We start from the raw sequence: 18260 nt of genomic DNA on the forward strand, positions 1-18260 counted from the left end.
TCCAGGAAAGCCCGAGGCCATTTCCGGATAAGAACAAGCAAAAACAGACGGCTAGAGCCGTTCCACTCTAGCCTTCAAACGATTGCGCGAAGCGCCGGTTGAGTTTGTCGATAAGGACTGTATGCCGCTCGGCGGTGCGCAGTCCATGGGTAATAATCTCCGAAGCATCACTTTGAAACGCCATATAGCCGTCATGGCGCGGCCGGACATAGGCGCCTTCCAGCGTGGCCCGCGTGTTGCGATAGAAATCGAGTGCCGGCGCGTTGACGATATCGCTGACCCAGGCATCCGCGTGGCCCGGTTGGCCGTTGCTCGCGGCATAGGCTGTCGCCTGCACCCGGCCGCCGGCGATCCAGCGCGCAAAGGCCTTGGCCTCCTCCGGCGCCCGCGTCGCGGCCGAAACGGCAATGCCCGTGCCGCCAAGCGCCGACCCGTTGGGCGCGCGACCATCGATCACCGGCATATCGGCGAAGGCGATACGCGCCGGCCGGAATCCGGCGAAGGAATAGCTGACATAGCCGTATATGAAGGGGGAGACATCATAGGGGCAATCCGGCTCGCCCATCAGATCGAACACGGCGATCGGGTCCATGTGATAGCATCGGGCATCCATGCTACCGACGATCCGCGCCATCCAGTCGAGCACGACTTCGCCATCCGCCCTGGCGATAAACTCCGGCCCTTCGATACTACAGGGCGTGCCGAGATGCGCCGCCAGCGTGAAGAAGGTCATCAGCACATGCGGCGAGCGCATCGGCAGGATCGCTCTGCCCTTCGCAGCCAGCCCGACGATCTCGGCGAGATCGGTGATCGGCCCGCTCAGCCGATCCGGTCGGTAAGCCTGAACTTGCGTTGCCGCGTCGATCGGGAAGGCCCATTGCCGGCCCTGCCAATGATAACTCGGATAGGAGTGACCGACCGTACCAGCGGCAATAGCGGCGAGTTCGTCAGTGTGCTCCGCGTCATCGAGCGGCAATACGCAATTCTCGCGGGTGATCTGGCCGACATGCGGGTGGTCGATGACGATTAGATCGTAAGCGGCGGCAAGCTCCTCCACCGGAAAGGTCTCGAAATCCTGCAGCGAACGCTTTTCCCAGGCGATCTCAACACCGGTCTTTTCCAGCCAAAGCTTCGAGCAGGCCACCATCGGGTCATAGCCGCGCGGATGCGACCAGGTCATGCCTTTGAGTTTCACCATTAGCCTGCCGCCTTGCGCTCGGCGATCAGGATATGATCGGCGGCGAGTACGACTTCGTCGCGCTGATTGAGCACCTCGCAGCGCTCGACCACCCGGCCGGATGCAGGGCGCTTCGGATCGTCCTCTTTCGCCGATATCGTCACCCGCGTACGGATCGTGTCACCGATATGCACCGGACGGATAAAGCGCAGCCGGTCGTAACCATAGGAGAAAGCGACGGGATTGATCAGCGAGGCCGTCAGTCCGACACCGATCGAGAAGATCATCGTGCCATGCGCGATGCGCTGGCCGCCCGGCAGGGTCTTGGCGAACTCCGCGTCCATGTGATGCGGAAAGAAATCGCCGGTATGGCCGGCATGAACGACGAAATCAGTCTCCGTGATCGTCCGTCCGGTCGTCACCCTGACATGGCCGAGTTCATAGTCTTCGAAATGGATCGTTTGTTCAGCCATGGGTCATACCTTCGGGAGTTCGGCAATCGGCGTCGCCGGCTGTGCACTCGATTGATAGGCGGCCTCGACCAGCGCCATGGTCTGCCAGGCATCTTCGACGGAGCCGACCAGCACCTTGTCCTCGCCCGAGGCGAAGCGCTGCAGATTGGCCATGCGGTTGACGAAAGCATCCGGGAACCAGGCGCCTTCGAGCTTCACCTCGACCCAGTCGCTGCCGCCATCAGGCTTAATCCAAAGCTCGTCGGGCTCGCCGCGCGGATAGTCGAGATTGACGCCGAGCTTGATATAGGCCGCACCCTTGGTTCCCGAGATGCGGAACTCGCAGGCCTGGAACTTGCGGCCGAAATCATGATCATGATTGACCGAGAGCACGCAGCGCACCCTGTCGCCATAATCGAGGATCGCGGCCGTGCGCGTCTGCGCCATCTCATGGTTCGGATGGCCGATGGTCTTGGCATGCACGCCCTTGGGATTGCCGAGCAGGCCACGGATGAAATCGAGATAGTGGATCGAGTGCATGGCAATCTCGATGCGCGGCAAACCTTTCAGGAAAGGCCAAAGCCCCCAAGGGGTCGCCAGCGCCAACCAGGCGTCGAAGTCGACGACCTCGCCGAGATAGCCCTTCTCGATCGCATCATGAAGCGCCAGCATCATCGGCGCGAAGCGGAGCTGGAAATTGACGGCCGCCTTGATATCGCGCTCGCGGCATACCCTAAGTATCTCCGTCGCCCCGGCAAGATCACTGCCCATCGGCTTCTGGATCAGAGCGAAGGAACCGTGCGGCAGCTTGGCAAGAATGGCGGCGTGAGCGACGGGTGGGGTAGCCAGATCGAAGATCGCCCCTTCGACGGCCAGCGCCTCGGCTTCGGTGGTGAAAGCGTGGATACCCCATTGATCCGCCAGGGCCTGCGCCTTTTCAGCATTCGGATCATAAAGACCCACCACCGGAAAGCCACCCTTCTTGTAGGCCGGCAAATGGGCGTCGCCGACGATGCTGCCGGCGCCGAAAATTACAATCGAGCGCGGGACGCTAGGCTTGGGCCACCATTGGCGGAGCGATTGGGGATCGAAGGTCATCACACCCTCCCCTTGAGGGGGAGGGTCGGACCGAAGGTCCGGGGTGGGGTGATCTCTCCTAGAGCAAAAAAATCAGATATGAGCGTTCCGAGCGTCACCCCCACCCGCGCGTTCCGCGCGACCTCCCCCCTCGAGGGGGAGGTCGCCGCTTCGCGGCGCTTTCCATTCCGATCTCTAGTCAAGATGAAACACCTCCTCCATCATCGCCCACCATTCACCCTCCTTGCGGGTCTCAAGCGGCTTCTGGCAGGGGATACAGACCGACCACCATTCCTGGTTCTTCGGGCTCGCTGCCATCTTGGCCATATCGGTCTCAAAATCCGTACCGATATATTCCCAATAGCCGAAGAGCAGGTTTTCCGGCTCCTTCAGGAAGATCGAATAGTTCGTGATGTTGCAGTCGGTGATCAGCGCCAGGATCTCGGGCCAGACGGCCGCATGCAAGCGCTTGTATTCCTCGATCTTCGACGGCTCCAGGCCGATCACCATTCCCATACGCTGCATGATCGTTCCCTCCCTCAGCCGTGAATCTCTCTGGTGAACTCACCGATCGACCGTGCCTTCACCGCCTCCCAATCCCAGGCGATACCGATACCGGGCTCGGACGGCGCAAGCGCCTTGCCATCGACGATGTCCATGCCCTTGGTCGTGAGGTCGTCGAGCTGCGGAATGTATTCGACATATTTCCCGTTCGGCACGGCGCAGACGAGGCTGACATGCAGCTCCATCAGGAAATGCGGGCAAACCGGAATGTCGAAGGCTTCCGCCGCATGCGCCACTTTCAGCCAGGGCGTGATCCCGCCGATGCGGGCGACGTCGACTTGCACGATCGAGCAGGCGCCTTTCTGCATGTACTCGCGGAAATGCCGGATCGAATAGATGGATTCCCCAACCGCGATCGGCGTCGGCGTCGAGCGGGTCAGGCGAATATGGCCATCGAGATCGTCAGCCGGCAGCGGCTCCTCGATCCAGGCGAGATCCAGCTCCTTCAACCGCGCGGCACGGCGGATCGCCTCGTCGACAGTAAAGCCTTGATTGCAGTCCGTCATGATCTCGAAGCCGGCCCCAAGCGCCAGACGCATGGCCGACAGACGATCATAATCCTCCGAGCCATGCGGCTTGCCGATCTTCACCTTCGAACCGGAAAAGCCCTTGGCCTTAGCTTGCAGGGCATCCTCGACCAGGGCTTCTTTATCGATATGCAGCCAACCGCCCTCGGTCGTATAGAGCGGGCAACGATCCCTGGCGCCGCCGGCAAGTTTCCAGAGCGGCAGGCTCTGCTTTTTGGCGCGCAGGTCCCAGAGCGCGGTATCGACAGCGGCAAGCGCCAGCGCCGTGATCGCGCCGATGGTCGTCGCGTGGGTGGCGAATTCCATTTTATGCCAGATCGCCTCGATGCAATCGGCATCCTCGCTGATCAAGAGCGGCGCCAGATGGTCGGCCAGCAGTCGCATCACCGACGAACCGCCGGTACCGATCGTATAGCTGTAGCCGGTGCCAACCGCGCCATCAGAATCGATGATGGTGACGATCGGCGTTTCCTGGCTGACGAAGCTCTGGATCGCATCCGTCCGCTTCACCTTCGGCGGTAGGTCGACCATGCGCAGTTCAATTTTCTCGATGCGGGCCATGTCTCGCCTCCCTCGCTCAGATCGCCAGGCTCTTACCGGTTTCGATGGAGAAGAGATGTGCCTGGCTGAGATCGAAGCTCATCTTCAGCTGCTCGCCGCTCTTCAGGCCACGCGGATTGAGCATGCGCGACACCCATTCGCGGCCGGCGAATTCGACGAAAACAAGGGTTTCGTTGCCGAGCGGCTCGGTGATGGAGACCGGCAGCGTCACCTCATGCACCGCCGCTTCCGCGCCGGAATGCAGGCCATGACCGGTGGGGAAGATATCGTCCGGGCGCAGGCCGAAAGCGACCTTTTCGCCATCCTTGACCCGATCCGTAAACTGGCTCGGCAACGGCAGCCTGTCGCCATTCTTGAACACCAGCGCGCCGGCAGACACCAGCGCCTCCTCGATATTCATCGGCGGCGAACCGATGAAGCCGGCGACAAAGCGGGTAGCCGGGCGCTTGAACACCTCGTCCGGCGTGCCGACCTGCTCGATATAGCCGTCGCGCATGATGACGATGCGGTCGGCAAGCGTCATCGCTTCCACCTGGTCATGGGTGACGTAGATCACCGTCGACTGCACCTTGGCATGCAGCTTCTTGATCTCGGTACGCATCTGCGTGCGAAGCTTGGCGTCAAGGTTCGACAGCGGTTCGTCGAAAAGGAAGACTTCCGGCTGGCGGACGATGGCGCGGCCCATGGCGACGCGCTGGCGCTGGCCGCCAGAAAGCTGCGCCGGGCGGCGATCCATCAGCGTATCGAGGCCGAGGATGGCAGCCGCCTCGTTCACGCGCTGGTCGATCTCCGTCTGTGGCTGCTTGGCAATCTTCAGCGAGAATCCCATGTTCTCGCGCACAGTCATGTGCGGATAGAGCGCATAGGACTGAAATACCATGGAGATGTTGCGGTCGCGCGGCGGCAGGTCGTTGACGACGGTATCGCCGATCTCGATCGTGCCGTCGGAGATATTTTCGAGGCCGGCGATCATGCGCAGTGTCGTCGACTTGCCGCAGCCGGACGGCCCGACCAGAGCGATGAATTCCTTGTCCTTGATATCGAGATCGATCCCGTGGACGATTTCCAGGGCACCGTAGCGCTTGACGAGTTTTTTGAGCGAGACCTGAGCCATGGGATCAACCTTTGACCGCACCGAATGTCAGACCTGACACCAGATGCTTCTGAATGATGAATGTGAGTGCGAGCGCCGGAACGATCATCACCACGGCGAGGGCACACATGCCGCGCCAGTCGATGGTGAATTCGGCCGTGTAATCGAGCAGGCCGACCGGCAGCGTCTTGGAATTGACCGAACGCGTCAGCTGCGAGGCCAGCGCATACTCGTTCCAGCAGGTGAGGAAGGCGAAGATGCCTGCCGATGCGATGCCGGGGCCGGCAAGTGGAAACTCCACCTGCCAGAAGGCCTGCCAGCGCGTACAGCCGTCGATCTGCGCCGCTTCAGCCAGATCCTTCGGCACCTGCCGGAAGAATCCGTCGATCAGCCAGATGGTGAAAGGCACATTCAGCGCGACATAGGTGAGTATCAGGCCGAAATGCGTGTCGATGATCCCAAGCCGCGCATAGACCATGAACAAAGGCAGCGACAAAGCGACACCCGGCACGGAGCGCGTCAGCATCAGGCCGAGGAACACCGTCGACTTGCCGGTGAAGCGGAAGCGGGCAAAGGCATAGCCGCCGGACATACCGATGATGAGCGCGATGGCGGTGGAGGTGATGGAGATCACCAGCGAATTGCGGAAATAATCCCAGACGGGAATGCCGCCCTGCCCCGCGCCGCTGAACATGGCGCGATAGGCTTCAAGGGAAAGTTCGTGCGGGATCCAGACCGGCGGCTTCGCCATGATCTCGACTGTTGGGCGCAGCGAACTCAGGATGATCCAGAAGCCCGGCAGGCAGATGATGAGCATCGCGATGAAAAGGCCAAAGAGATAGGCGACTTTTCCGATGCGGCGGCGCAGGCGTTGTTCGGCATTGCGATCCATGATTACCACTCCGCTCCGATCTGGGTGCGGGCAAGCGCCAGCTTACGGAAGAAATACACTGTGAAGGCGATCGACAGGAGGATCGAGACATAGGCCATGGCATTGGCGAGCCCCATTTGCGCATCGGCGTAGGCCGTGCGTCCAACCAACGTCCAGATCAGCTCCGTGCGCCGCGCCGGGCCGCCATCGGTCATGATCTTGACGATGTCATAGGCACGGGCGACGTCGAGCGAGCGGATGGTCATGGCGATGAAGGCAAAGGGCATCAGGAACGGCCAGGTGACATAGCGGAAGGTCTGCCAGCCCGTACAGCCATCGACTTTCGCGGCCTCCACCGGCTCCTGCGGCATGGCGAAGAGGCCAGCGAGGATGAGGATGGCGAAGACGGAGGTGGACGACCAGACTTCCGCGACGATGATCGAAAACAGCGCCAGATTGCCGTCGATCAGCCACGGAATGGCATCATTGGTGATGCCTAGCGACTGCAAGGCATTGTTGATGATGCCGACATTGTCGTTGAACATAAACTTGAACTGGAAGCCGACAAGCACCGGCGAAAACATCATCGGAAACATCATCAGCGTGCGCAGGATGCGCTTTCCGTGGGTCGCCTTGTTGACCAGGAGCGCCAGGCCGAGACCGAGCAGCATTTCCAGATTGAGCGCGATCGTCAGCAGCACGACGGTGCGCACGAACGCCGCCAGGAACACCGGATCGGTCAGGATGCGGATGTAGTTGCGCAGACCGATGAAGGTGAAGAGCGTCGACGGCCGCGTCAGGCGAAACGGCGTGAAGCTGGAATAGAAGGACAGAAGCAGCGGAAACAGCACCACCGCCACAAGCACGATGATCGCTGGAAGAAGCAGCAGGACCGGTGGGGATATTTTCTTGAACATGGTTTGCACCTGTCGGCATTCCTCAGCAGCGTGGCCCGGACTGCGTGGAATGCGATTGCACGGGGCCGAGAGGCCGGAGGCACGTCCGGCCGGACAGACCGGCCCCTAAAGGCGCAGGTCATAGGCATTTTCAAAGACGTCCCGCACCCGTTTCCGGGCGCAGGACCTGATTGCGTCGATCAGAGCGAACCGGCATCCTTCAGAACATCGGTCGCCTTCTGCGCGGCCGTGTCGAGTGCTTCCTTGGAGGTCTTGTCGCCGAGGATGGCGGCCTGAAGTTCAGGATAGACGACGTTGGAAATCTCGATCCATTGCGGCGTGCGCGGAACCGGGAAGGCGTATTTCATCGATTCCTGGAAGGTGCTCAGCACTTCCTTCTTGTAGGGATCGGAAGCAGCCTGCTGGATATCCCACTCCCAGACCGCCTTGCGGGTCGGCAGCGTGCCGTTGGCGGCTTCGAGCTTCTGCGAATCGTCATTGGTGAGGAACCAAACGAGCGAGGCAGCCGCGTCCTTGTGGGCGCAGGCCTCGGTCACCGAGAAGCCGTGATGGCCAGACCAGCCGGTATGCTTGCCGGACGAGCCGACGGGCTGCACGACGACGCCGACATTGCCGGCAACCTTTGAGGATTTCGGATCGTTGAAATAGGTCGCCCAGCCCGGCCAGTCGAGATCGAGCGCGACGGTGCCCGAGGCAAAGCCGGCGCCGAGATCGTCCCAGAGATAGTTGGTCGTGCCGACCGGAACGGCCTTCGCCTTGTACATGTTCACGAACCAGTCGAGCGCACGCACGCCGGCTTCGGAATTGAAGACCGGCTTGCCGTCCTTGTCGAGATATTCACCACCTTCCGCGACCAGCATTTCAAAGAAGCGGCCATTGATCGCCTCTTCCTTGCCGGGGAATTGCGTGCCGAAGAAATTCGGCGGATTGGCGAAGAACACCGCCTGATCCGACACTTCCTTCCAGGTCTTCGGCGGTGAGAGATCGTAGCCGTACTTGGCCTTGAACGCCGTCTTCTTCGCCTCATCGCTATAGAGGCTCTTCTGATAATAGAGCGCCGAGACGTCGAACTGCGCGCGCGGCAACATGATCAGCCGGCCGTCGATAGTGGAGGCCCCGATCGTTGAATCGACGAACTGGGCAATCTCTTCCTTCGGCAACAGCTTGTTGAGATCGGTGTAAAGGTCGGGATATTGCGGCGCGAAGGACGAATGGTTCGAGCCGACGCACCAGGAGATATCACCCGATGCCATGTCCGACTTGATTTCCTTGTCGAGCTCGAAATGGTTCTTCTTGGAGAGGATGTTGACCTTGGCGCCGGTCTCCTTCTCCCACTCGGTAATGCGCGCATAGAGCGGCTCATATTGCTGGCCGCCGATCAGCTTGGCATCGATCGTCACGCCCGGAAACTTGCCGGGCAGGTCGGCGGCAAAAGCCGCGGTGCTCGCGAGCAATGCCATCACGCCGGCGGCAAAACCGGCCTTCAAATTCTTCATTGTCATTCCTCCCTAAAGAACCGGACTCCCCGCCCGATCGCCCACGTGACCCAAATATGGATCATTAATTTATAAGTAAACATCTTATTCATTGGCCGTCAAGCCGAGATCAGGGGCGCTTGCAAATCGTATTCATTCACATATGAATGATGAATCATGTTTCATTGACGAGAGGCCGACCGTGACCATTGAAGACGACAGCGATCGATATCGCGCCCCGGCGCTGGACAAGGGCCTCGATATTCTGGAGCTGCTGGCGCGCATCGATGGCGGGCTGACGCAGGCGGAAATCGCCAAGGCGCTCGGCAAGAGCCCGAATGAATTCTACCGCATGCTCGACCGGCTGGTGCGGCGCGGCTATGTGCAGCGGCAGGATGGCGACCGTTTCTATCTGACACTGAAGCTTTTCGGCCTGGCGCATTACCATGCGCCGGTGCGCCGGCTCGTTTCCTTCGCCACGCCGCTGATGCGCGAATTCTCCAACCGCGCCGAGCAAGCCTGCCATCTGGCGATCTTCGACCGTGGCTCGGTCGTGGTCATCGCCCAGCAGGATTCGCCGACCTATTGGGGCATCTCTATCCGCGTCGGCGCACAGATCAACCTGTTCAACACCGGCTCCGGCCATATCCTCCTCGCCTTTCGCGACGAGAAGCAGCGCCAGATGATGATCAACGAGCAGCGCCGCCAGCAGGACCAGGAGGACGACCGACCGCCGGCCGATCTCGACGACAGGCTGCGGTTGATCCGCGACAAGGGCTTCGAGACCATGGACAGCCTGCAGACCAATGGCGTACGCAATATCTCCGCGCCGATCCTGGCCATGGATGGTAATGCGCTGGCGGCACTCACCTGCCCCTATATCCAGCCGGTCAATCCCAATGCGCCGACCTATGATCAGGTCATCGACTATGTGCGGGACGCGGCAAAGCAGATCTCCGAAACAGTGGTCGGGACCGTGGATACCAGCGACATATAATTTCTATTTGAATAAACTATTCTTCTGTGAGTATATATTGGCCAGCATGATGGGAGGATCGCCATGCTTTTCGATAGTCACCTGCACATCGTCGATCGCGAGAAACTTGCATATCCCTGGCTGGAAGGGGCCGGCGCGCTAAACCGCGACAGCTTCTACGAGGACTATGCCCGCGAAGCGCATCGCTGCGGGATTACCGACACACTGCATATGGAAGTCGATGTCGACGAGAGCGATATCGAGCGGGAAACAGACTATGTCAAAGGCTTGAGCCGAAAGCCCGGCAGCCTGATCCGCGGCGCCATCGCCGCCTGCCGTCCGGAGGATGTCGGCTTTCCCGCCTATCTGGAGCGCGTGCTCGCCGATCCCTTCGTCAAGGGCTTCCGTCGCGTCCTGCATGTCGTGCCGGATGATGTTTCCGAAGGCGCGCTCTTCCGCGAAAACCTGAAGCGGCTGGCCGGCACGCGCCTTACCTTCGATCTCTGCGTGCTGCCGCATCAGATTTCCAAGGCAATCGCGCTCGCTGACCTCAATCCCGACGTCCAGTTCATTCTCGACCATTGCGGCGTGCCCGCGATCAAGAAGCAACTCGGCCAGGTCTGGTCCTCGGGAATAACCGAGATTGCCAGGCGTCCGAATGTCGTCGTCAAGATTTCCGGTATCGTCGCCTATGCCGATCCAGACAGCTGGACCGTCGACAGGCTGCAACCCTTCGTCGAGCATTCGATCGCAAGCTTCGGCTGGGATCGCGTCATCTGGGGCAGCGACTGGCCGGTCTGCACGCTCGGCGGCGGTCTCTCCACCTGGGTCGCCGCCACGCATGCGCTGATGCAAGGGGCAAGCGCCGACGAACGCGACCGGCTGTATCAGCGCAACGCCAAGCGTCTCTGGTCTCTCTGAGCGCCCGCCATATCACCGAAAGACCATGCCATGACTGCCACCGTCGGCATTTCCAGCACCCATCCGAAGACCATGCCGGTCGGTCATGCCGATATTCCCGTCTGGAACTCGGAAAACTGGTTCTACGAAGACTTTGAAATCGGCCACAAGATCCGCTCGCTGCGGCGCACGATTTCCGAAGGCGAGTCCCAGCAGTTCAACGCGCTGGTGCTCGACATGCATCCCTATGTCAGCGACCAGATCTTTGCCGAAACGGAAGGCCTGTTCGGCAAGCGACTGGTGGCCGGCGCCTTCGTCTTCTCCGCCGGTCTCGGTCTCGTCGCCACCAATTGCATCAATGCCTTTTCCTATGGCTATGACAGGCTGCGCTTCATCAAGCCAACCTTCATCGGCGACACGATCTACACCATCCGCACCAACCTGGATAAGCAGCCGAAATATAAAGATCTCGGGCTGATCCGCTCATCCTATGAGGTCTTCAAGGGCGAAGGCGAGCTGGTGCTTTACTGCGAGCATATACAGACCGTGCGCTACAAGGACGGCCGTCCTGCCGACGCTCCGGAGCTGAAGGGCTGAAATGATCGAGCAAAACAATGAGGGCCTGCTTGCCGGCATAGTGGTGCTCGATATGAGTCAGTTTCTGGCCGGCCCGATGGCAGCACTGCGGCTCGGCGATCTCGGCGCGCGGGTAATCAAGATCGAGCGGCCTGATGGCGGCGATCTCTGTCGGCGGCTCTATCTCAGCGACACCGAGATCGGCGGCGACTCGACCTTGTTCCACGCCATCAATCGCGGCAAGGAAAGCTTCGCCATCAACATGAAGGACGAAGGCGATCTGCGGGATCTTCGCGCGCTGATCGAAAAGGCCGACGTCATCATCCAGAATTTTCGCCCCGGGGTTATCGAGCGCCTCGGCCTGGATTACGCCTCGGTCACCGCGATCAACCCCCGCATCGTCTACGGCAGCATCACCGGCTACGGACCGGACAATGAATGGCGGCATTTTCCAGGACAAGACCTGCTCGCCCAGGCACGCTCCGGCGCCATGTGGCTGAACGGCGAGGCCGATGACGGCCCTGTGCCCTTCGGCCTTGCGGTTGCTGATATGCTGGCCGGCAATCTCATCGTCCAGGGCATTCTCGCCGGTCTCGTGCGGCGCAGCGTTACCGGCCGTGGCGTCCATGTCGAAACCAGCCTGCTGGAAGCGATGATCGACTTCCAGTTCGAGGTACTGACCACGCATCTCAACGACGGCGGCCGCCTGCCGAAAAAGTCCTCGGTGCGCAATGCCCACGCCTATCTCTCGGCACCCTACGGCGTCTACCACTGCGCCGACGGCTGGCTGGCACTGGCCATGACGCCGCTGCCGAAACTGGCGCCACTCCTCGATCTGCCCGCACTTGCCGATTACACGCCGGACGAAGCCTTTTCCCTGCGCGACGAGATCAAGAGCCTGATCGCCATCCGCCTGCATCAGAAGACGGTGGCGGAATGGCTCACCATCCTCGAGCCCGCCGATATCTGGGCGACAGAAGTGCTCGATTGGCCGCAGCTACTGGAAACCGCCGCCTTCCGCCAACTCGACATGCTGCAAACCGTGACCCGTGGCGACGGCATTTCCGTCCACACGACGGCAAGCCCGATCCGCGTCAATGGCGTGCGCGCTAAGAACGATCTCGCGGCCCCGACGATTGGCAGCGGCTCGGAGAAGATCCGGGCGGAATTCGCAATCAGCGCCGACTAGACGCGACCAAAGAAAAAGCGCGGCCACCCTTCGGTAGCCGCGCCTTGTTCATCTCAGTTCAACTGCTTATGCGGCAGCGAGCTGTAGTTCCTTGCTGACCATGGCGCGAAGCGTGCCGAGATCCTTGGCGAATGCGCGGATGCCTTCGGCGAGCTTTTCGGTCGCCATCGCATCCTCGTTCATCTGCCAGCGGTAGGTCTTTTCATCGACGATGATCTTGGCGACGGAGGTCTTGTTTTCCGGCGAGAGCTTGCGCTCCAGCTTGCCTTCGTCCTTGGCGAGTTCGTCCAGCAGGTTCGGGCTGATCGTCAGGCGATCGCAACCGGCCAGAGCTTCGACTTCGGCGGCACTGCGGAAGGAGGCGCCCATGACGATCGTCTTGATGTCGTTGGCCTTGTAGTAGTTGTAGATTTCGCGAACGGACAGAACGCCCGGATCTTCTTCCGGGGTGTAGTCCTTGCCGGTCGACTTCTTGTACCAGTCGAGGATACGGCCGACGAAGGGCGAGATCAGGAAGACCTTGGCGTCAGCGCAGGCGACGGCCTGGGCCTTGCTGAAGAGCAGCGTCAGATTGCAGTCGATGCCTTCCTTCTGCAACACTTCGGCGGCACGGATGCCTTCCCAGGTGGAGGCGAGCTTGATCAGGATACGGTCGCGCTCGATGCCGCGCTCCTTGTAGGCGGCGATGATGGCGCGAGCCTTGGCAAGCGATGCCTCGGTATCGAAGGACAGGTCGGCGTCGACTTCGGTCGAAACACGGCCGGGAACGAGGCCGGAGAGAGCAGCACCGACGGAAATCGCCAGACGGTCGGCAACCGCAGCGGCAACAGCATCCGGCGTGCCACCCTGCTTCTTGCCCCAAACGACGGCTTCCTTGATCGCGTCGGCGAACATCGGCGTGCCGAGCGCCTTCAGGACGATGGTCGGGTTGGTCGTGCAATCGACCGGCTTCAGACGGGCAACCGCCTCGATGTCACCGGTATCGGCCACGACCGTCGTCATGGCGCGAAGTTGGTCAAGCTTGGATGTCATGATACCTATCCTTGTTGAATTTGGCCCATTGGGTTGGGAAATACTGACCGGCGATTCCGTCCGGTTCGATGGACGACACGAAGACTGAGAGCGGATCGCGCCGCACTGCCTCCCATGCCTCGGTAACGGCAGAAACAGTGCGATGGTTCCAATTCCGGTGAACGGCCGGAGCCGCGAGGAAACAACTTTCCGGGGACTGGCTTTTCGTCGGGTGAGAGCGCCCTATATGGCTCCCTGCCCAGACAAGCATTCCCACGGCGCAGCACTTGCACATTGCCCTCCTCGACTGGACAAAGACCGTATTCCTTGGGGCGACTATCATCAATCTCGCCGGGAAAAGTCAAGCGACATTTGTGCATTTCAATTGACATAAGTTTCAAGCCATAGAATATCTCCAGGCGAAGAGCCGATCTCGCCGCCCCTGCCCTGCGCCGCCGCGGCAACCCTGGTTGCCTGCGATCAATCGAGCAGAATGGGCGGGCGAAAATCTTGCTGGAGGACCTGTGGCCAAACTCAGACGCGGGACACACACTGCCTATTCCGAGACGGCGTCTCTGCGGCTGCGCGCCGCTTGGCTCTATTATAATCAGGGCCTGACACAGAAAGATGTCGCCGAACAGTTAGGCATCAGCCGCACCACCGTCATCCGCTTGCTCGACGAGGCGATGCGCCGCAGCGAGGTGCAGATCTGGATCAATGAAGGTATCGACGACTGCGTCGAACTGGCGATCAAGCTGGAGCGCATTTACGGGCTGGACGAGGCGATCGTCGTTCCGGCTCCAGCCGGCGGCGACGTCAATGCCCAGGCGAAAAGTGTCGGCCTGGCGCTCGGCCAGTTCCTGACGGAAGCGATCCCCGACAACTACACGATCGGCGTCGGCTGGGGCCGGACGATGACCGCTTCGCTCGCAAGCTTCCGCCCGCCCCGCCGCGACAATTGCAAGGTGGTCTCGCTGCTCGGCGGCATCGTCGCCGTCCACCAGACCAACCCGATCGACTATACCTGGCGCCTGGCAAGCCAGCTCGGCGCGGAATGCTATATGTTCCTGGCGCCGCTACTGGTCGATTCCATCGAGACCAAGCGCAATCTGATCGAAAAATGCGGGCTGGAGGCGATCTACCGACTGGCCGAAAACCTTGACCTCGCCATCGTCAGCTGCGGCGACATCGGCCCGCAATCGACATCGCTATCCGAAGGATTCATCTCGAAACGCGAGCTGGATCAGCTGATCGACGCCGGCTGCGTCTGCGACACCATGTTCAATTTCCTCGACGCCGAGGGCAATTCAGTCGACCATCCGATCAACAAGCGCGTGATGTCCGTTGATCTCGATACGCTGAAAAAAGCCAAGCACATCGTCATCTCCTCAGGCGGCGCGCACCGCGCACTCGCCATCAGCGCCACCATCAAGCGCATCGGCTGCAACACGCTGATCACGGATGAAAGTGCCGCCAAGGCATTGTTGCAGATGGCGGTGGCGAAGGCGGCTTGATCGTCGGCGCCGAATTCGCGGAGAGCGCATACCCCCCTCTGTCACTTTCGTGACATCTCCCCCACAAGGGTGGAGATTGGTAACCCGTTGCACGTATTTGCCTCAAACTGACATTGTGCCTGCTGAAACAGAGATTCGTTGTTTAACGAAAAGGGGCGGCATCCTCCCAACGATCTCCACCCTTGTGGGGGAGATGTCACGAAGTGACAGAGGGGGGTGCCAGAGGCACGGCAAACTCAAGATCTCTGAAGAGCAAAAACCTCAAGCCTGCCCCGCCTCCCAGCCGAGCATCGCCCGCTTGCGCGTCAGGCCCCAGTGATAACCGGTGAGATCGCCATTCTTGCCGAGCGCGCGATGGCAGGGGACGACGAAGGAGACCGGGTTGCGGCCGACCGCGGCGCCGACAGCGCGCATTGCCGTCGGCTGGCCGATATCCCTGGCGATGTCGGAATAGGTGACGGCGCGGCCCATCGGGATCTTCAACAGGCTTTCCCACACCCTCACCTGGAAATCCGTGCCGATCAGCACCACGCGCAACGGCTGATCACCCGACCATTTCGAGGGCTCGAAAATCCGCGCCGCATAGGGCATGGTCGCTTGCAGGTCCTCGGCATATTGCGCATTCGGCCAGCGGCAGGTCATATCCTCCAGGCAAGCCTTCTCGTCGCCAGTGTCGCTGAAGGCAAGGCCGGCAAGACCACGGTCAGTGACCATGATCAGGGCAAGCCCGAATGGCGAGATGTGGAAGCCGTAGCGGATAACCAGCCCACCGCCCTTCGCCTTCCATTCGCCCGGCGACATCGCCTCATGCGTGACGAAGAGATCGTGCAGCCGGCTCGGGCCGGAAAGGCCCAGCTCGAACGAGGTTTCTAGCAGCGGCAAGTCTTCCTGGCGCAGCAGCCGCTTGGCGTGATCCAGCGTCACGGCTTGCAGGAAGGCTTTCGGGGATAGACCGGCCCAGCGGGTAAAGGTTTTCTGCAACTGGGTCGGTGACTGCCCGAGCCTGTCGGCGATCGCTTCCAGCGACGGCTGGTCGCGATAATCCTCGGTGATGAGTTCGATCACCCGGCGAACGGTATCGTAGTCCGGTCCTTCCGGCGTGATGTCTTTCTTCAACTGTGCAATGGCATTCATAATCTTTCTCCTTAACAAGGAGAACACCATGAAGAGAGGAGCAAAACCACCCGTTTCTTGCGCAAAGGCGTTACCAAGCGAGCTATATCCTTTGAGTCACGGTCGCCAAAGCGCGCTTGAATGCCTTGGCAAAACTCTCGCGGTCTTCCGGATTGAGGAAAGAGCCGACATCGGTGTCATGACTTCTGTCGCGGACATGCATCGACACCACGCCGATCTCGCTGTGGCGGCGAACAAGGAAGCGTGTCCAGAAGGGATTGAAACGATGCTCGACCATGCGGCCCGACGGCGAGAATTTGCGGATCGAGACATCGGTGCGCGACACCGTTACCTCTTCCCGCACTCGGCCCGACCGGTAGTTCAGCCAGAAGGCGCCGTAGAGCAGAAAGAAATCCGCGCCGAAGAAGATGCCGATCGGCCATGCGCCGCGGATGACGAACAGGATGCCGTAGACCAGGCAGAACGTACCCATCAGCGCCAGCATAACCCTGAACCCCTTTCGCCCCAGGGAGCGATGAGGAAACAATTCAGCCGCAAAAACCGGCCTGCTGTTGTTGGCGCCCGGATCGGCGTTGCGTTCCATCATGGGTCTTGAGTATAGGTCGTTCATGGCAAACCCCAAGATCAAATCCAGCGCTCAAAACATGAAAAAGTCAAATGCGACCGCAAGCCGCAAGCCGGCTTTCAAATGTCCTTACTCCAAGGCGGAGCTGGAGGAGATCTTCCGCCGCTTCTCCATCCAGCGGCCGGAGCCGAAGGGGGAGCTGGAGCACGTCAACCCCTTCACCCTCGTCGTTGCCGTGGCTCTCTCGGCGCAGGCGACCGATGTCGGTGTCAACAAGGCGACCCGTGCCCTGTTCGCCGCCGCCGATACGCCGCAGAAGATGCTCGATCTCGGCGAGGATCGCATCCGCGACTACATCAAGACGATCGGCCTTTACCGCAACAAGGCGAAGAACGTCGTGGCATTGTCGGAGATACTGCTGCGGGATTTCGATGGCGAAGTGCCGCAGACGCGCGAGGAGCTGATGACGTTGCCGGGTGTCGGTCGCAAGACCGCCAACGTGGTGATGTCGATGGCCTTCGGCCATGCGACGCTTGCCGTCGACACCCATGTTTTCCGCATCGCCAACCGCCTGCTGCTAGCCCCCGGCAAGACGCCGGACGAGGTCGAACAGCGGCTGTTAAAGGTGATCCCGGACCAATATCTCTACCATGCACACCACTGGCTGATCCTGCATGGGCGCTATGTCTGCAAGGCGCGCAAGCCGGAATGCGAGCGTTGCGTCATCGCCGACCTCTGTCGTTCGCCGGAAAAGATCTGCGATGTGCCGGCGCCACTGGTCGAGCTACCGCAGCAACCGATCGCCGCCGAGGCCGCCAATTAGAGTAGCGATCGTGGCCGCGCTCAGACGCGGCGTGTCGCTTCCTTCCGGGAAATCAGCTTGTACAGATGCACCATCATCCCCGCGGCGAACAGCGGCGTCAGAAGATTGACGATGGGAATGGCGAGGAAGGCGGCTATCACCAGTCCCGCAAGGAAGACGGTGAACGCATGCTTGATGCGGAATTGCCGCGCCTCTTCCGGTGAACGAAAGCGCATGGCGGCGAATTCGAAGAATTCCCGGCCGAGCAGATAGCCATTGACCAGGAAGAAGGCCACCAGGTTGACGCCGGGAATGAAAAGCAGAAGCAGCGCGATGAGGTTGCCGACGATCACGACGCCGAGGAACTTCAGCGAACTCTTCATCGCCGGACCGAAGGGCAGAGCCTTTCCCGGCGGATCGGCCGGATAATCCCGCTTCTCCACCACATCGGCGACATCATCGAGAAACAGGCCCGCGATCAGCGCCGTCACCGGCGAGATCAGCAGCGCTAATGCCAGCGCCAGACCGAGGCCGGCCAATATCCCCAGAAACAAGGTAAGCCAACTCGTCCAGTCCGGCGCGGATGGCATGAAGCTCTGCAGCCAGGGCAGCGCAAAGGCGATGAAGGTGCCGCGAAGCGTAAACCACAGGACGACGAGCGCCAGCAATGTCAGGCCGAGGACTTTCCAGAAAACCTTGCGCGTTTCGGCGGCAAAGAGATTGGCGAGGGAAAGGCGCGCGGCATCAATGATCATTCGTTCGATGTCTCCTGGGGATACACCCGAGAGGTAGGTAACGATTGCAAATATATCAATATCTTCCCGGCATGCGGGCGCGGATTGCGGGAAATTGAATTATTGTAATAAAGAATTAGCTAAT

Annotated in this window: 19 protein-coding genes; 6 read left to right on the plus strand and 13 right to left on the minus strand. The window is 60.6% G+C overall.

Annotated elements, in window-relative coordinates; genetic code table 11:
• Nucleotides 1–67: 67 nt before the first annotated feature.
• The 9 genes from EX00_RS11510 to EX00_RS11550 form a co-directional block, all read right to left on the minus strand.
• Nucleotides 68–1198 (minus strand): extracellular solute-binding protein, encoded by a 1131-nt coding sequence (locus EX00_RS11510; protein WP_047457211.1) that lies wholly within the window; start codon nucleotides 1196–1198, stop codon nucleotides 68–70.
• The gene (locus EX00_RS11515; RefSeq protein ID WP_047457212.1) at nucleotides 1198–1650 is read right to left on the minus strand and encodes a MaoC/PaaZ C-terminal domain-containing protein; all 453 of its coding nucleotides are present in this window, start codon (nucleotides 1648–1650) and stop codon (nucleotides 1198–1200) included. Before EX00_RS11515 ends, EX00_RS11510 begins: the two co-directional genes overlap by 1 nt.
• Nucleotides 1651–1653: 3 nt before the next feature.
• Nucleotides 1654–2727, minus strand: coding sequence for a Gfo/Idh/MocA family protein (locus EX00_RS11520; RefSeq protein WP_047457215.1), 1074 nt, complete (start codon nucleotides 2725–2727; stop codon nucleotides 1654–1656).
• A 174-nt stretch (nucleotides 2728–2901) separates the two neighbouring features.
• The gene (locus EX00_RS11525) at nucleotides 2902–3231 is read right to left on the minus strand and encodes an L-rhamnose mutarotase (RefSeq protein WP_047457218.1); all 330 of its coding nucleotides are present in this window, start codon (nucleotides 3229–3231) and stop codon (nucleotides 2902–2904) included.
• Between the two features lie 14 nt (nucleotides 3232–3245).
• Nucleotides 3246–4358, minus strand: a complete 1113-nt coding sequence (locus EX00_RS11530) for a mandelate racemase/muconate lactonizing enzyme family protein (RefSeq protein ID WP_047457221.1) — start codon at nucleotides 4356–4358, stop codon at nucleotides 3246–3248.
• 16 nt (nucleotides 4359–4374) lie between these two features.
• Nucleotides 4375–5472 carry an ABC transporter ATP-binding protein gene (locus EX00_RS11535; RefSeq protein ID WP_047457224.1) on the minus strand — a complete coding sequence of 366 codons (1098 nt, stop codon included), beginning with the start codon at nucleotides 5470–5472 and terminating at the stop codon, nucleotides 4375–4377.
• A gap of 4 nt (nucleotides 5473–5476) precedes the next feature.
• A complete protein-coding gene (locus tag EX00_RS11540) occupies nucleotides 5477–6343 on the minus strand; it encodes a carbohydrate ABC transporter permease (RefSeq protein ID WP_047457227.1) in 867 nt (288 codons plus the stop codon).
• A 2-nt stretch (nucleotides 6344–6345) separates the two neighbouring features.
• Complete coding sequence (locus tag EX00_RS11545; protein WP_047457230.1) at nucleotides 6346–7239, minus strand: carbohydrate ABC transporter permease; 894 nt, start codon at nucleotides 7237–7239, stop codon at nucleotides 6346–6348.
• A gap of 179 nt (nucleotides 7240–7418) precedes the next feature.
• Nucleotides 7419–8735 (minus strand): type 2 periplasmic-binding domain-containing protein, encoded by a 1317-nt coding sequence (locus EX00_RS11550; protein WP_047457233.1) that lies wholly within the window; start codon nucleotides 8733–8735, stop codon nucleotides 7419–7421.
• Between the two features lie 142 nt (nucleotides 8736–8877).
• Between EX00_RS11550 and EX00_RS11555 the strand changes: the two genes are divergently transcribed.
• The 4 genes from EX00_RS11555 (at nucleotide 8878) to EX00_RS11570 (ending at nucleotide 12355) form a co-directional block, all read left to right on the plus strand.
• The gene (locus EX00_RS11555) at nucleotides 8878–9711 is read left to right on the plus strand and encodes an IclR family transcriptional regulator (RefSeq protein WP_052210705.1); all 834 of its coding nucleotides are present in this window, start codon (nucleotides 8878–8880) and stop codon (nucleotides 9709–9711) included.
• A gap of 63 nt (nucleotides 9712–9774) precedes the next feature.
• Entirely contained in the window at nucleotides 9775–10611 is an 837-nt protein-coding gene (locus EX00_RS11560) for an amidohydrolase family protein (RefSeq protein WP_047457236.1), read from the plus strand.
• Nucleotides 10612–10641: 30 nt separating this feature from the next.
• Nucleotides 10642–11187 (plus strand): MaoC family dehydratase, encoded by a 546-nt coding sequence (locus EX00_RS11565; protein WP_047457238.1) that lies wholly within the window; start codon nucleotides 10642–10644, stop codon nucleotides 11185–11187.
• A 1-nt stretch (nucleotide 11188) separates the two neighbouring features.
• Nucleotides 11189–12355 (plus strand): CaiB/BaiF CoA transferase family protein, encoded by a 1167-nt coding sequence (locus EX00_RS11570; protein ID WP_047457241.1) that lies wholly within the window; start codon nucleotides 11189–11191, stop codon nucleotides 12353–12355.
• A 66-nt stretch (nucleotides 12356–12421) separates the two neighbouring features.
• On the opposite strand, the gene tal is transcribed toward EX00_RS11570, so the two are convergent.
• Nucleotides 12422–13387, minus strand: a complete 966-nt coding sequence (tal, locus tag EX00_RS11575) for a transaldolase (RefSeq protein ID WP_047457244.1) — start codon at nucleotides 13385–13387, stop codon at nucleotides 12422–12424.
• A 503-nt stretch (nucleotides 13388–13890) separates the two neighbouring features.
• Here tal and EX00_RS11580 point away from each other — a divergent pair.
• Nucleotides 13891–14880, plus strand: a complete 990-nt coding sequence (locus tag EX00_RS11580) for a sugar-binding transcriptional regulator (protein ID WP_047457247.1) — start codon at nucleotides 13891–13893, stop codon at nucleotides 14878–14880.
• Nucleotides 14881–15141: 261 nt separating this feature from the next.
• Here EX00_RS11580 and EX00_RS11585 read toward each other — a convergent pair whose 3' ends face one another.
• Both EX00_RS11585 and EX00_RS11590 read right to left on the minus strand, forming a co-directional pair.
• The gene (locus EX00_RS11585; RefSeq protein ID WP_047457250.1) at nucleotides 15142–16014 is read right to left on the minus strand and encodes a methylated-DNA--[protein]-cysteine S-methyltransferase; all 873 of its coding nucleotides are present in this window, start codon (nucleotides 16012–16014) and stop codon (nucleotides 15142–15144) included.
• A gap of 82 nt (nucleotides 16015–16096) precedes the next feature.
• A complete protein-coding gene (locus tag EX00_RS11590) occupies nucleotides 16097–16600 on the minus strand; it encodes a DUF2244 domain-containing protein (protein ID WP_047457252.1) in 504 nt (167 codons plus the stop codon).
• Between the two features lie 22 nt (nucleotides 16601–16622).
• Between EX00_RS11590 and nth the strand changes: the two genes are divergently transcribed.
• Entirely contained in the window at nucleotides 16623–17402 is a 780-nt protein-coding gene (gene nth, locus EX00_RS11595) for an endonuclease III (RefSeq protein ID WP_047457255.1), read from the plus strand.
• Nucleotides 17403–17422: 20 nt separating this feature from the next.
• On the opposite strand, the gene EX00_RS11600 is transcribed toward nth, so the two are convergent.
• A complete protein-coding gene (locus EX00_RS11600) occupies nucleotides 17423–18136 on the minus strand; it encodes a sulfate transporter family protein (protein ID WP_047457258.1) in 714 nt (237 codons plus the stop codon).
• Nucleotides 18137–18260 lie beyond the last annotated feature (124 nt).

Origin of the sequence: Martinezella rhizogenes, from assembly GCF_000799715.1 — a bacterium.
Taxonomy (GTDB): Bacteria; Pseudomonadota; Alphaproteobacteria; order Rhizobiales; family Rhizobiaceae; genus Rhizobium; species Rhizobium rhizogenes_C.

Coding starts and splice junctions, on each gene's coding strand:
- EX00_RS11510 (WP_047457211.1), bottom strand. CDS start 1,198: ATGGTGAAACTCAAAGGCATGACCTGGTCGCATCCGCGCGGCTATGAC.
- EX00_RS11515 (WP_047457212.1), bottom strand. CDS start 1,650: ATGGCTGAACAAACGATCCATTTCGAAGACTATGAACTCGGCCATGTC.
- EX00_RS11520 (WP_047457215.1), bottom strand. CDS start 2,727: ATGACCTTCGATCCCCAATCGCTCCGCCAATGGTGGCCCAAGCCTAGC.
- EX00_RS11525 (WP_047457218.1), bottom strand. CDS start 3,231: ATGCAGCGTATGGGAATGGTGATCGGCCTGGAGCCGTCGAAGATCGAG.
- EX00_RS11530 (WP_047457221.1), bottom strand. CDS start 4,358: ATGGCCCGCATCGAGAAAATTGAACTGCGCATGGTCGACCTACCGCCG.
- EX00_RS11535 (WP_047457224.1), bottom strand. CDS start 5,472: ATGGCTCAGGTCTCGCTCAAAAAACTCGTCAAGCGCTACGGTGCCCTG.
- EX00_RS11540 (WP_047457227.1), bottom strand. CDS start 6,343: ATGGATCGCAATGCCGAACAACGCCTGCGCCGCCGCATCGGAAAAGTC.
- EX00_RS11545 (WP_047457230.1), bottom strand. CDS start 7,239: ATGTTCAAGAAAATATCCCCACCGGTCCTGCTGCTTCTTCCAGCGATC.
- EX00_RS11550 (WP_047457233.1), bottom strand. CDS start 8,735: ATGAAGAATTTGAAGGCCGGTTTTGCCGCCGGCGTGATGGCATTGCTC.
- EX00_RS11555 (WP_052210705.1), top strand. CDS start 8,878: ATGAATGATGAATCATGTTTCATTGACGAGAGGCCGACCGTGACCATT.
- EX00_RS11560 (WP_047457236.1), top strand. CDS start 9,775: ATGCTTTTCGATAGTCACCTGCACATCGTCGATCGCGAGAAACTTGCA.
- EX00_RS11565 (WP_047457238.1), top strand. CDS start 10,642: ATGACTGCCACCGTCGGCATTTCCAGCACCCATCCGAAGACCATGCCG.
- EX00_RS11570 (WP_047457241.1), top strand. CDS start 11,189: ATGATCGAGCAAAACAATGAGGGCCTGCTTGCCGGCATAGTGGTGCTC.
- tal (WP_047457244.1), bottom strand. CDS start 13,387: ATGACATCCAAGCTTGACCAACTTCGCGCCATGACGACGGTCGTGGCC.
- EX00_RS11585 (WP_047457250.1), bottom strand. CDS start 16,014: ATGAATGCCATTGCACAGTTGAAGAAAGACATCACGCCGGAAGGACCG.
- EX00_RS11590 (WP_047457252.1), bottom strand. CDS start 16,600: ATGATGGAACGCAACGCCGATCCGGGCGCCAACAACAGCAGGCCGGTT.
- nth (WP_047457255.1), top strand. CDS start 16,623: ATGGCAAACCCCAAGATCAAATCCAGCGCTCAAAACATGAAAAAGTCA.
- EX00_RS11600 (WP_047457258.1), bottom strand. CDS start 18,136: ATGATCATTGATGCCGCGCGCCTTTCCCTCGCCAATCTCTTTGCCGCC.